The sequence below is a fragment of the Paracoccus aminovorans genome (genome assembly GCF_900005615.1).
Lineage (GTDB): Bacteria > Pseudomonadota > Alphaproteobacteria > Rhodobacterales > Rhodobacteraceae > Paracoccus > Paracoccus aminovorans.
In genome coordinates, this window is the sequence record NZ_LN832559.1 from 2,145,627 (window position 1) to 2,157,994 (window position 12,368).

The 12,368-nt window shown below is 71.1% G+C and carries 13 protein-coding genes; 3 read left to right on the plus strand and 10 right to left on the minus strand.

The features are described 5' to 3' along the window. Positions 1 to 48: 48 nt before the first annotated feature. The gene (locus tag JCM7685_RS10670) at positions 49 to 399 is read left to right on the plus strand and encodes a RidA family protein (protein ID WP_074966347.1); all 351 of its coding nucleotides are present in this window, start codon (positions 49 to 51) and stop codon (positions 397 to 399) included. On the opposite strand, the gene lpxB is transcribed toward JCM7685_RS10670, so the two are convergent. Genes lpxB through JCM7685_RS10710 form a run of 10 tightly spaced genes read right to left on the minus strand, consistent with a single transcriptional unit; the run spans position 374 to position 10,570 of the window. Continuing rightward, positions 374 to 1,537 (minus strand): lipid-A-disaccharide synthase, encoded by a 1,164-nt coding sequence (lpxB, locus tag JCM7685_RS10675; RefSeq protein WP_074966348.1) that lies wholly within the window; start codon positions 1,535 to 1,537, stop codon positions 374 to 376. The genes JCM7685_RS10670 and lpxB overlap by 26 nt on opposite strands. Continuing rightward, positions 1,534 to 1,701 (minus strand): hypothetical protein, encoded by a 168-nt coding sequence (locus tag JCM7685_RS19885; RefSeq protein WP_170848893.1) that lies wholly within the window; start codon positions 1,699 to 1,701, stop codon positions 1,534 to 1,536. Before JCM7685_RS19885 ends, lpxB begins: the two co-directional genes overlap by 4 nt. After that, complete coding sequence (locus JCM7685_RS10680) at positions 1,702 to 2,499, minus strand: LpxI family protein (protein WP_074966349.1); 798 nt, start codon at positions 2,497 to 2,499, stop codon at positions 1,702 to 1,704. It abuts the gene before it with no gap. Between the two features lie 10 nt (positions 2,500 to 2,509). Continuing rightward, positions 2,510 to 3,295: an acyl-ACP--UDP-N-acetylglucosamine O-acyltransferase gene (gene lpxA, locus JCM7685_RS10685; RefSeq protein ID WP_074966350.1), complete on the minus strand. Its 786-nt coding sequence runs from the start codon at positions 3,293 to 3,295 to the stop codon at positions 2,510 to 2,512. Next, a complete protein-coding gene (gene fabZ / locus JCM7685_RS10690) occupies positions 3,288 to 3,767 on the minus strand; it encodes a 3-hydroxyacyl-ACP dehydratase FabZ (protein WP_074966351.1) in 480 nt (159 codons plus the stop codon). The genes lpxA and fabZ overlap by 8 nt, the downstream gene beginning before the upstream one ends. A 57-nt stretch (positions 3,768 to 3,824) precedes the next feature. Continuing rightward, positions 3,825 to 5,942 (minus strand): hypothetical protein, encoded by a 2,118-nt coding sequence (locus tag JCM7685_RS10695; protein WP_074966352.1) that lies wholly within the window; start codon positions 5,940 to 5,942, stop codon positions 3,825 to 3,827. Next, complete coding sequence (locus JCM7685_RS20640; protein WP_331716665.1) at positions 5,939 to 6,772, minus strand: DUF4159 domain-containing protein; 834 nt, start codon at positions 6,770 to 6,772, stop codon at positions 5,939 to 5,941. The genes JCM7685_RS10695 and JCM7685_RS20640 overlap by 4 nt, the downstream gene beginning before the upstream one ends. Continuing rightward, positions 6,769 to 8,691, minus strand: coding sequence for a BatA domain-containing protein (locus JCM7685_RS10700; RefSeq protein ID WP_331716666.1), 1,923 nt, complete (start codon positions 8,689 to 8,691; stop codon positions 6,769 to 6,771). The genes JCM7685_RS20640 and JCM7685_RS10700 overlap by 4 nt, the downstream gene beginning before the upstream one ends. After that, positions 8,691 to 9,572 carry a DUF58 domain-containing protein gene (locus JCM7685_RS10705; protein WP_074966353.1) on the minus strand — a complete coding sequence of 294 codons (882 nt, stop codon included), beginning with the start codon at positions 9,570 to 9,572 and terminating at the stop codon, positions 8,691 to 8,693. The genes JCM7685_RS10700 and JCM7685_RS10705 overlap by 1 nt, the downstream gene beginning before the upstream one ends. After that, entirely contained in the window at positions 9,569 to 10,570 is a 1,002-nt protein-coding gene (locus JCM7685_RS10710; RefSeq protein ID WP_074966354.1) for an AAA family ATPase, read from the minus strand. Before JCM7685_RS10710 ends, JCM7685_RS10705 begins: the two co-directional genes overlap by 4 nt. Before the next feature lie 61 nt (positions 10,571 to 10,631). On the opposite strand from JCM7685_RS10710, the gene JCM7685_RS10715 reads away from it, so the two are divergent. After that, positions 10,632 to 11,177, plus strand: coding sequence for a DUF1285 domain-containing protein (locus tag JCM7685_RS10715; RefSeq protein WP_074966355.1), 546 nt, complete (start codon positions 10,632 to 10,634; stop codon positions 11,175 to 11,177). 2 nt (positions 11,178 to 11,179) lie between these two features. Then, a complete protein-coding gene (locus tag JCM7685_RS10720) occupies positions 11,180 to 11,935 on the plus strand; it encodes a hydroxypyruvate isomerase family protein (protein ID WP_074966356.1) in 756 nt (251 codons plus the stop codon). Positions 11,936 to 12,368: the final 433 nt, after the last annotated feature.

Genomic DNA, 12,368 nt, shown 5'->3' on the forward strand with positions numbered 1-12,368 from the left:
TGTTCTTCCGGCGCCTGCTGCGGCGCCGCCAACCCAAAAGGATCGAACATGTCCGAGATCAAACGCGTCGAGACCGGCCCCCGCATGAGCCAGGCGGTCGTCCACAACGGCATCGTCTACCTGGCCGGCCAGGTCGGCAAGCCCGGCGAATCGGTGACCGAACAGACCCGCGAGGTGCTGGCCCAAGTCGACCGGCTGCTGGCCGAATGCGGCTCGGACAAGACCCGCATCCTGACGGCCCAGGTCTGGATCGCCGACATGGCCGATTTCGCCGAGATGAATGCCGTCTGGGACGCCTGGGTGCCGGCCGGGCACACACCCGCCCGCGCCACCGGCGAATCCAAGCTGGCGACCCCCGACTACAAGGTCGAGGTCATCGTGGTCGCGGCGCAGAACTGATCGCGCTCAGCACGGACCGCGCGGCGCGCAGGCCCGGAGCCTCGCCGCCGCGCCCCAGCCGCTGCATGGTCAGCTCCATCGCCGCGACCTGCTCGGCCCGCTCCTCGGGCATCTCGATCAGCCGATAGAGCGCCTGCGACATCGGCCCCGGCTGGCAGGCGCGGCCCAGGAACTCGGGCACCGCGCGGGTCTCGCTGACCAGGTTCACCAGCGTCACCGTATCGGTCCGCAGCAGCAGGCCGATGATCAGGCGGCTCAGCGGCGCCACGTCATAGCCGACCACCATCGGCACGCCGTTCGCCGCCAGATCCAGGCTGACCGTCCCCGAGGCCGCCAGCGCCAGATCCGCGGCGGCAAAGGCCGCGCGCCTTTCCTCGGGGCTTTCGACCACCACCGGCGCCGTCGGCCAACGGCGCGCCATCTCGCGCACCAGGCCCGAGACGCCGCGGACCGTGGGAATCACCACCCGGATCTCGGGCACGCGGTCGCGCAGCCGCATCAGCGCCTCGTCGAAGCGCGGACCCAGCCGCCCCACCTCGGTCCGCCGCGACCCCGGCAGGCACAGCACCAGCGGCGCATCGGCCGCAATGTCGTTCGTCACCCGAAAGGCGGCGGCCTCGGCCGCACCCGCCACCGGCTCGGCGACGATGGGGTGGCCGACGAAATCGCAGCTCATGCCGGCCGCCTGCATCAGGGGCGGCTCGAAGGGCAGGATCGCCAGCACATGATCGATCACCTCGGCCATCTTCCTCGCCCGCCCGGGACGCCAGGCCCAGACCGAGGGAGCGACGTAATGGACGGTGCGCAGGTCCGGATCCAGCGCCCGCGCCGCCCGCGCCACACGCAGGCAGAAATCCGGGCTGTCGATGGTGATCAGCGCATCCGGCTTGGCCTCGGCCACGGCGCGGGCGGTCTCGGCGATGCGCGCCTTCAGCGCGCGGTATTTCGGCAGCACCTCCCAGATGCCCATCAGGCTCAGCTCTTCCATGGGAAAGCGGCTGTCCAGCCCCCGAGCCGCCATGGCCGGCCCGCCCACGCCCAGGAATTCGGCACCCGGATCGAGCGTTTTCAGCCCGGCCATCAAGGCGCCGCCCAGATTGTCGCCCGAGGGCTCGCCGGCGATCAGGAAGAACTTCATCGCGCCGCTCCGCTTGCCATGTTCCAGGACGGGTATTTGAAGAGCAAAGAAACCACGCGGTCTTCTTCGTCGCCCCAATACCCAACCGCCGCTTCCGCGGCACCGTCATCGGGATCTGTGAAAAACGGCGAAGCAAGGCTCTTTCCGTTTTCCAAAATACCCATTCACCCCCGCGCCCACAGAAACATCCCCGCCGCCTGGGCGCGGCGCACCGCTTCGGCACGTTCCAGCAGGATAACGCTGCCCGCCTCCCAGGCGATCCCGGCCAGCCCGGCCTCGGCCGCCTGCGAGACGGTGTCGGGGCCGATGGTCGGCAGATCGATGCGCCTGTCCTGGCCGGGCTTCGGCGCCTTGTAGAGCACGCCCCCCGCCCCTTTCGGATCGGGCTTCAGCCCGGCATGCAGACGCGCGAATTCCAGCATCGCCTGGGTCCCGGGCAGCGCTTCGACCGCAAGGCAGAGCCCCTGCGCCACGACCGCGCCCTGGCCGATGTCGAGCCCGCCGAGGCCGGCGACGATCTCGGCCGCGCGGGCGGCATCCTTCTGATCGCGCGGGCTGGGTTCACCCGCCAGCACACCGGCCGCCGGCACCAGCTCCGGCAGGATCTGATCAACAGAACAGATTGTTATGCCGGCTTCCTCGAAGACGTCGAGCACCGCGCGCAAGGCGGCGTCGTCGCCAGACTGCATGCCCATCAGGATGCGCGGCACGATGGTCAGCGTGCGGGCGTCGAACAGTTCGGGCTCGATCTTCGGGCGGCGGATGGCGCCGGCGAAGACCGCCTGGGTCACGCCCTGCTCCGCCAGCTCGTCGAGAAAGGGCACCAGCCGTTCCAGGCGAAAGGGCCGGGCCTCGACCTGGGGCCTGAGATTGTCCAGCGCATAGACCAGCGGCTGGTCCAGCGCGGCGGCGATGGCGGGGGCAAGGCGGCCCTCGCCGGCGATGAGCGCGATGCGGGTCATGGATGCGATCTCACGGATGCGGCGCCAGGAAGCTGCGGTCCGAGGGGCCCAGGATGAAGTCCAGCACCTCGCGCACCATCGGCCCATGCGCCTCGTCCGCCATGTGGCGGGCGGTGTCTCGGAAACTGCCGTGGCCCAGCTTGCCCAGCATGTCGCGCAGGGCGTGGATTTCCTCGCGCGAGGCGCCGCGGCGCTTCAGCCCGACCAGGTTCAGCCCGTCCAGATGGCCGCGCGGCCCCTGCACCAGGCCGAAGGGAATCACATCCGCCGTCACCATGGTCACCGCGCCGATCATGGCACCGCGGCCGATCCGCACCCATTGGTGGACGCCCGACAGGCCGCCGACGATCACGTCGTCCTCCAGCACGCAATGCCCCGCGACCGAGGCATTGTTGACCAGGATCACGCGGTCGCCGATCTGGCAGTCATGGGCGACGTGGCTGCCGGCCATGAACAGCCCGTCGTCGCCGACGCGGGTGACGCCGCCGCCGCCCTCGGTGCCGGGGTTCATGGTCACGTATTCGCGGATGCGGTTGCGGGCGCCGATCTGCAGCCGCACCTTTTCGCCGCGGAATTTCAGGTCCTGCGGCACCTCGCCCACCGAGGCGAAGGGGAACACCACGGTCTCGTCGCCGAGCGAGGTGTCGCCGGCGATCACGACATGGGATTTCAGCACCACGCCGCGACCCAGCGTTACCTCGGGGCCGACGACGCAGAACGGGCCGATCTCGCAGCCCTCGCCGATCACGGCGCCGGGATCGACGACGGCCGAGGGATGGACCCGGGCGTCAGCCATTGTCGCCACGGTTCAGCATGGCCATGACCTCGGCCTCGGCCGCAAGCTGGCCGTTGACCATGGCGCGGCCCTCGAACTTCCAGATCTTGCCGCCGCCGCGCAGGGTGGTCATGTGCAATTCCAGCACATCGCCCGGCACCACCTTCTGGCGAAAGCGGCATTTGTCGATGGACATGAAATAGGTGCCCATGCCCTTGCCGGCCAGGTCCAGGGACACGCCGACCAGCACCGCCGCCGCCTGGGCCATGGCCTCGATGATCAGCACGCCCGGCATCACCGGCTCCTGCGGGAAATGCCCCTCGAAATGCGGCTCGTTCGAGGTCACGTTCTTGACGCCGACGCAGCTTTTCATCGGCACGATGTCGCGGACCCGATCCACCAGCAGAAAGGGATAGCGATGCGGCAGGATGCGCTTGATCATCGCCAGATCGACTTCGGTCGGCGGGATATAGGCAGTCTCGTCGGAAGCCATGCGGTCCTCTTGGAATGTTTTCATTTGCCTAGCAACGGGGCGGCGAATTGGCAAGTTTCAGGCGCGGCGCAGCCGGCCGCGGCCCTCTCTCAGCCAGCCGGCCAGCGCCAGCCCGGCAATCAGTGCCAGCCAGGCCCAGCCCGGCAGCAGCGGCCGGTGCGTCATGCCGCTGACCGAGGCGGCGTCGCGGGGGGTGATTCCGATCCAGGGGCCGGTCACGCCCTGGCCATGCGCGGGCCGGCCTTCGCGCACCGTGCGCAGAGACGGGATGCCTTCCGACAGCGGCAGCACCGCGCCCCGCGTCGCCTCGGCCATGGGACCCAGCGCCGCGCCCGAGGCCACGGTTTCCTCGAACTCGCGCGGCGCGGCGGGGCCAAGCGCCAGCACGCGGCTGATGTCGCCATCCGCCAGCCGATACAGCCCCGGCCCCGGCGCCGTCCAGCGCGCGGTGAAGCGGCCCGGCCCGGCCTCGGACAGCGGCAGTTCCTCGGTGCGGCCGTCAGGATGCGTGATCCTGACCGGGCCGGCGGTGGCGTCCATGCTGCGGCGGGTGACGGTCACGTCCAGACCGCCGGTCACATCGGCCAGCAGCGCCTCTTCCTCCAGCTCCGGCTCCTGCATCGACCAATGCGCGATGCGGCGCAGCAGTTCCAGCTGCGGGCCGCCGCCCTCGAAGCCCCGGCCCCAGAGCCAGACCTGATCCGAGGTCAAAAGCGCCACCCGCCCCTTGCCGACCCGGTTCAGGATCAGCAGCGGCTCGTCCTGCGCGCCGGTCATCACCACCTGCGCGCGCGGATCGGGGATCACTTGCGACATGCGCAGCCAGCGGCCCCAATGGCTGCCCGAACCATCCGCCTGCGCGTCATCGGCCGGCGCCCCGGTCAGGCCGGCGGTCACCGGATGGCGCCGGCCTTCCTCGGTCAGGCGCGGCAGGAAGGGCTCGTCATAGACCCGGCCGGTCGGACGCGCCGGGATGATCGGCCCCATGGGCGACAGGTTCAGGCTTTCCACCGTGGACATTTCCGGGCCGGCCGAGACCAGCACCGCGCCGCCCTCTTCGACGTAGCGGCGGATGTTTTCGTAATAGAGCGGCATCAGGATGCCCCGCACCCGGTCGCGGTCGAAGATGATCAGGTCGAAATCCTTGATCCGCTCCATGAACAGTTCCTGGGTCGGAAAGGCGATCAGCGACATCTCGTCCACCGGCACCGCGTCCATCTTGTCCGGCGGCCGCAGGATGGTGAAGTGAATCAGGTCCACGTTCGCATCGGATTTCAACAGGTTGCGCCAGGTTCTTTCGCCCGCGTGCGGCGCGCCCGAGACCAGCAGCACCCGCAGCCGGTCGCGCACGCCCTGGATCTGCACCGCAGCGGCATTGTTGCGGTCGGTCAGTTCCGGCGGGACGCCTTCGGGTGCGTCGAAACCGATCGAGACCACGTTCTGCCCGGCATGTTCCGGCACCACCGGCAGGTCCAGCGTCACCCCGGGCGGCAGGTCCAGCACCCGCGTTTCCTTTCCGTCCAGCAGGATGTGCAGGCGCGCGGGGGTCTGCGCCACCTCGGGCGGGACGGCGCCCTGGTCCTCGACCCGCAGGCGGATGGTGACGGGCTTGCCGATCAGCCCATAGGCCGGGGCCTCTTCGATCACCAGCCGGCGGTCCCAGTCGGCGGCCCGGCCGGTCAGCAGGACATGCACCGGCGCCGGCGCGGTGGCGGGAATCATCGCCGCGTCATGGGCCAGCCCGTCGGTGACGGCGATCACCCCGGCGACCCGCGCCTGAGGCTCGGCCGCCAGCGCATGGGTCAGGGCGGTGCCCAGCAGCGTGCCGTCGGGGTCGTCGCCGACGGTCACGCGGCGGATTTCGGTATCCGGCAGGGTGGAAAGCGCGCGCGTCAGGTCCTGCACCGCCGCATCGGTCTGGGCGCCGCGCCCCGGCAGCGCTTGGCTGGCGCTGCGGTCGTCGAGCAGGATCACGATATCCGAAAGCTTGTTGCGGATGCCCGTTTCCAGTGCCGGCCCGGCCAGCGCCGCCGCCGCCGCCAGCCCGGCGAGCCCGCGCCACAGCCAGCCGCGCAATCCCCGCCACAGCGACCACAGCGCGACCAGGGCCGCCAGCACCGCCAGGGCGCCGACCAGCGGCCAAGGCAGCAGCGGATCGAAGGCCAGCCCGCTCATTGCGAGACCTCCTCATCGCGCAGCCTTTCGAGCAATGCGGGCACATGCACCTGATCCGACTTGTAATTCCCGGTCAGCACATACATCACCAGATTGACGCCGAAACGGTTCGCCATCTCGCGCTGGCGCTCGCCGTCGAAGCCCGAGCCGACGCTGAACATGGGCAGCCCGTTGTCGTCCAGCGCCCAGGCCTCGGCCCAGGCATTGCCGCCGATCAGCACCGGCGACACGCCGTCGTTGAGATTGCGGAAGGGCACGCCCGCCGCCGCCTCGGCCCCGGCGGGGGGCGCCTCGGCCCAGATCTCGCGGCCCTGATAGCGACCGGGGAAATCCTTGAGCAGATAGAAGGTCCGCGTCAGCACATGATCGCCCGGCACCGGCGCCAGCGGCGGAATGTCCAGAGGCGCCGCCAGCCGCTGCAGGGCCGCCGAGCCGTCCGGCCCGCCCATCCCGGCGATATCCCCGTCGCGGGTGTCGAACAGGATCATCCCGCCCGAGCGCAGGAAATGGTTCAGCCGCACATAGGCCTGCGGCGAGGGCGACGGCTGGCTGTCCGTCACCGGCCAGTACAGAAAAGTCAGCAGCGCCAGGTCGTCGCGGTCGGGGTCGATACCGACAGGCTCGCCCGGCTCGACGGTGGTGCGCTGGGTCAACACCTGCGACAGCCCGCGCAGCCCGGCCTGCGAGGTGGCGTCCACATCGTCGTCGCCTGTGATCACATAGGCCAGCGTCACCTCGTCCGCCGCCCGCATCAGCCGCGGATCGGGGTCGTCCTGCGCCAGCGCGGCCGTGCTCCAGACCAGCGCGGCGATCAGCAAAAGCCACCTCATGCCAACCCCCTGCGGGTGGTGCCCCGTGCCAACCAGGCGCTGCCCAGCGCGTCCAGCGCGAAAAGCGCCGCCGCCAGCGCAACCAGCCAGCCGCGCAGGTCGACGCCCGGCGCCTGCGCGGCGGCTTCGATGCGGGCGCCCGGCCACTCCGCCAAGGCCAGGGGGCCGCCCGCGTTCAGCGCCAGCATCCGCTCGCCGCCGCGATAAAGCCCCGCCGGCGCCCCCGGCCCCGGCCCGCGCCCGAAATCGGAAGCCGAAACCGGCACCGGGTCCGCCGGCGGGGCACCGCGGCCGAAGCCGTCCAGAACCAGCTCCGGCAGCCAGAAGGGTTGCTCGGCGCGGTCGGCCTCGGGCGCGGCCAGGCTGCTGCGGGCGCTGCGCACCAGCCGGTCCAGCATCTCGACGAACAGGCCCGAGATCGCCAGCGAGGACCATTCCGCATTGGCCGTGGTATGGAACAGCACCAGCTGCCCCTGCCCCAGGCTCGCGCGCGTGACCAGCGGGGTGCCGTCCGTCAGCCGGGCGATGCTGCGCTGCGCGAGGTCGGGCGCCGGCTCGGCCAGAAGCTGGGCGCGGACGGTGGCGTCCTTGGGCACGGCGAGGCCCGCGAAAACCCCGTCCGGCGCGAAATCGGCGATGCCGCGCGGGTCGCCCCAGCTCAGCGCGCCGCCGATGTCGCGACCGCCGGCGCGCAGGCGCACGGGCAGCAGCGGCTCTTCGGACAGATGATCGGACGCCGCCATGCGCGGGCCGGAAAAGCGGATCAGCAGCCCGCCCTTTTCGACCCAGTCGCGCAGCGCCGGCGCCTCGGGCAGGCCGATCTGGTCGGCAAGGACGATCACGTCGGGCGCGGCCTGCAGCACATCGCCAAGTCCGCCCTCGATCAGGTCGGTGGTCGGCGCCAGCGCCCGGCGCAGGTAATGCAGGGGCGAAAGCAGGCGCTGGCCCTCGCTGGCGCGGTCGTCGCCGACCAGGGCCACCTTGCGCCGGCGCAGGCCGTCGTCGGCCAGCACCACGGCACCGGCAGAAGCCTGACCCTCGATCTCGTAGCGGGTGATGCGGTTGCGCAGTTCCGAGGGCAGGTCGATCGGCACCGGATAGGTCGCGACCCCGGCCTGCTGCCGGGCCTCTGCCGGTGTCAGCCGCGCCAGTTCGCGCGGCGTGCCCTGCGGGTCCAGCCCGATGGCCAGCACCGCCGGTGCCGTGCCCCCGGTGATGCGCAGCAGCAGGGACGGCCGGTCGCCCGCGACGGTTTGCAGCGACATGCGCGGCCCTTGCGGCGGCACCACCGTGACCGCGCCGCGCCCGGACAGCGCGGCAAGCCAGCCCGCGCGGCCGTCGTGGTCCAGCCCGTCGCTGAGCCACAGGGTCGAAAGCCCCGCCGGCGCATCGGCCAGCGCGGCCCGCGGATCGGCGGGATAGCGGGTTTCCCAGGCGGCGGGACGCAGGGCGCGCAATTGCGCGGCCAGCTCCGGCGCCGGCTGGAACGGCAGCGCGCCCTGCGCGCGGCCGTCGGCGATCAGCAGCGCCGCCGGCTGGCCGGCCGAGCCCGCCGCCTCCAGCGCCCGCAGCGCACGGTCCTGGCGCTGCGCCCAATCCGGGGCGGCGGCCCAGCCGGCATCCATGACGATCAGCAGCGGCCCCTGCCCGCCCTGGTCCGGCGCCGGCTTCCACACCGGGCCGGCAAAGCCCAGGATCAGCGCCGCGATGGCCAGCACCCGCAACAACAGCAGCCACCAGGGCGTATGCCGCGCCACCGGATGCGGATCCTTCAGCCCCAACAGCAGCCGGGTGCCCGGAAAGCGCACCAGCCGCGGCGAGGGCGGCATGGCGCGCAGGATCAGCCACAGCACCGGCAACGCGGCCAACGCCGACAGCACCCAGGGCGCCAGAAAGCCGAGAGGGCCCAGGACCAGCATCAGCCCTCCAGCACCGACCACAGCCAGAGCAGCGCCTGCGACGGCGGTGCCGCGGTGTCATGCGTGCCGAAATGCCAGCCCGCCGTCAGCGCCGCGCGGGAAAGCGTCTCGCGCCGCTCGGCCAGCCGGGCCAGATAGGCCGCGCGCAGCCCACCGGCGTCGCGGGTGTCGTGCGAAAGCCGCCCCGAGCCCGAGCGGAACAGCACCGCCCCCTGCCAGGGAAACCCCTCCTCGTCCGGGTCCAGGACCTGCATCAGCGCGCCCTGCACGCCCAGCGCTGCGGCGCGGCCGAGGTAATCCAGCACCGGCTGCGGATCGCCCAGGAAATCGTCGAACAGCACTACGCGCTGCCCCGGCCGCAGCGCCTCGGCCGGCGGCGCATCCTCGTCGCCCTCCAGTGCCGGGCGGGCGATCAGCGCCTCGGCGATGCGTTCGGATTGCAGCCGGCCGGGGCGCGGCGGCTGGCCCGCCAGCGCCACGCGCTCGCCCCCCGAGAGCAGCGCCATGGCCAGCGCCAGCGCCAGCAGGTCGGCGCGGGCACGCTTGCCGGGCCGCGACGGCGCGCCCGCGTAATCCATGCCCGCGGCCGCGGAAACCCAAAGCGAGGCCGATTGCGCCACCTGCGCCTCGCGGTCGCGGACGAACTGCCCGTCCGAGCGCGCCGAGCGGCGCCAATCGATGCTGCGCGCGGTGTCGCCGGCGGTGGCGGGGCGGTATTGCCAGAAATCCTCGCCCGTGCCGGCGCGGCGCTGGCCGTGGGCGCCGGGAACCAGCGCCGCCGCCAGCCGCTCGGCCGAGAGCATCAGCGCCGGCAGGCCGGCCGAGGCCGCCTCGGCGCCAGCCTGCAGCCGGGTGCGAAGCTGGTCGGGGGTCGCGTTCACGCCACCGCCCGCATCCGGTCGCCCAGCAGCCGGGCGATCACGCCCTCGACCGTCTCGCCGCGCGCGCGGGCGGCAAAGCTCAGCGCCATGCGATGGCGCAGGACCGGCGCGGCCATGGCCTCGACATCGTCCAGCGTCGGCGCAAAGCGGCCGTTCAGCGCCGCCCGCGCCCGCGTCACCAGCGTCAGCGCCTGCGCCGCGCGCGGCCCCGGGCCCCAGACCAGCGTTTCGGCCATCCAGCCCGGCGCCTCGGGCGCGCCGGGACGGGCCGCGCGCACCAGGTCCAGGATGGCGTTCAGCACCGATTCGCCCACCGGCATTCGCCGGATCAGCGCCTGGGCCGCGATCAGCCCTTCGGCGTCGAAGACGGCATGCGATTGCCCCTGCTCGGTTCCGGTGGTGGCCAGCAGGATGGCGCGTTCGGTGTCGCGGTCGGGGTAATCCACGTCGATCTGCAACAGGAAGCGGTCGAGCTGCGCCTCGGGCAGCGGATAGGTGCCCTCCTGCTCGATCGGGTTCTGGGTGGCGAGGACGTGGAAGGGCCGGCCCAGCGGGCGATGCTCGCCGCCGATGGTGACCTCGCCCTCCTGCATGGCCTGCAGCAGCGCGGATTGCGTACGCGGGCTGGCGCGGTTGATCTCGTCCGCCATCAGCAGGCGGGTGAAGACCGGCCCCTCGATGAAGCGAAAGGCGCGGCTGCCATCGGGCAGGATGTCCAGCACTTCCGAGCCCAGGATGTCGGCCGGCATCAGGTCGGGCGTGAACTGGATGCGCGCGGTATCGAGGCCCAGCACGGTGGCCAGCGTATCGACCAGCATGGTCTTGCCCAGCCCCGGCTGGCCCACCAGCAGCGCATGCCCGCCCGACAGGATCGCGGCCAGCACCTGTTCGACCACGGCGTGCTGGCCCACGAAACGGCGCTCAACGCTGGCCCGCGCCCGGCCCAGCCTTTCGGTCAGCGTCAGGATTTCGGAAACCAGTTTTTCATCCTCGGCCATGACAACGCCCCGTTTCTGCTTTAGGACAGCATAAAGGCAGGCGTGACGGGGTCCACAGGGAATGGTGGAAAAGACTGACAATGCTGTGAGCGATGCGGCCGGAATCGCCGCCGCGGCCAGCCATGCGGCAAAGAAGGGCCCCCCGCCCGTCGACAAGTGGAATCCGCCGTTCTGCGGCAACCTGGACATGGAAATCCGCGCCGACGGCAGTTGGTTCTACAACGGAACCCCCATCGGCCGGCCCGAGATGGTGCGCCTCTTCGCCTCGATCCTGAAGCGAGAGGGTAACGATTATTTCCTGGTCACCCCGGTCGAAAAGGTCGGCATCCGCGTGGTCGACGCCCCCTTCGTCGCCGTCGATGCCGATATCGGGGAAACCATCGGCTTCACCACCAATGTCGGGGACCGGGTGACGGCCGGTCCCGAACATGCGATCGAACTGCGCGGCTCGGCCGAGAAACCCCGGCCCTATGTGCATGTCCGCCGCGGGTTGTGGGCGCTGATCGACCGCAAGACATTCTACCGACTGGCCGATGCGGCTATGCCCGGGAAAAGCGGGCGTATGGAAGTGCAATCGGGGGGGACGGTCTTTCCGCTGGAGCCCTGACCATGGCGCAATTCGCAGCCAACCTGACCTATCTCTTCACCGAACTGCCGATGCAGCAACGTTTCGCCGCCGCGCGCAAGGCGGGTTTCGACGGGGTCGAAATCCTCTTCCCCTATGACCTGGCGGTCAAGGAACTGAGCCAGGCCGCGCATGGCGCCGGGGTCGAATTCGTGCTGATGAACACGCCGCCGCCGAACTGGGCCGGCGGTCCGCGCGGCTTTGCCGCCGAGCCGGGCAACGAGGCGCGCTTTCGCAGCGATTTCGACCGCGCCCTGCGCTATGCCCAGGCGCTGCGGGCCCGGCATCTGCATGTCATGGCCGGCAAGGCCCAGGGCGATCAGGCGCGCCGCACCCTGATCGAGAACCTGAAATGGGCCTGCGCCCGCGCGCCCCAGGCCAGCCTGACCATCGAGCCGATGAACAAGGCCGACATGCCGGGCTATTTCCTCGCCAGCTTCGACCAGGCGGCCGAGATCATCGCGACGGTCGGCGCACCGAACCTGGGGCTGCAATTCGACGCCTATCAGGCGCAGATGATCCATGGCGATGCGCTGGAGGTCTGGGCGCGCCATGCCCCGCTGGTGCGCCACATCCAGATCGCCGGCTGTCCCGGCCGACACGAGCCGCGCCAGGGCGACATCGACTACGCCGCCTTTCTCCGCGCGGTCGCGGCATCGGGCTATCAAGGCTGGGTCGGGGCGGAATATACGCCGCTGACCTCGACCGAGGCCGGACTGCGCTGGCTGCGTTCGGCCTGACCGCGTTGGCTGCCTCGGCGGCCACGCGCCGCCCGCAGGACACCGGCGGGATCCGGCTCTATGCCTGTCGGACACGCCGTCTCACACCAGTGTGCCAGAGATGGCCTGCGGCCTGCCCGGTCGGCTTCTGGTCCGGCTTCGATAACACCGTGTCGACGGTATCGATCCAGCCTGGCCGCCAGGACCTCGCCTTCCGCGCCTTGCGCATGCGCAGGATGAAAGCGCCGTTCATCGCTTCAATGCCTATACAGACAGCGCCCATGTGATCGACCAAGCCGAGGTCGGAATCCCGGCGACGCGAACCCCGCATCGGCCATGCGGGCGAGGGCGCGCGCCTTCCCAAGTGCCATTCTCTTTTGTGCAGAAATATCCTGCGGGGGAAGCCCGTCGGACCGCAGGGCCGACGGGCTTGGGGGCGCAAAGCCCCCATCTT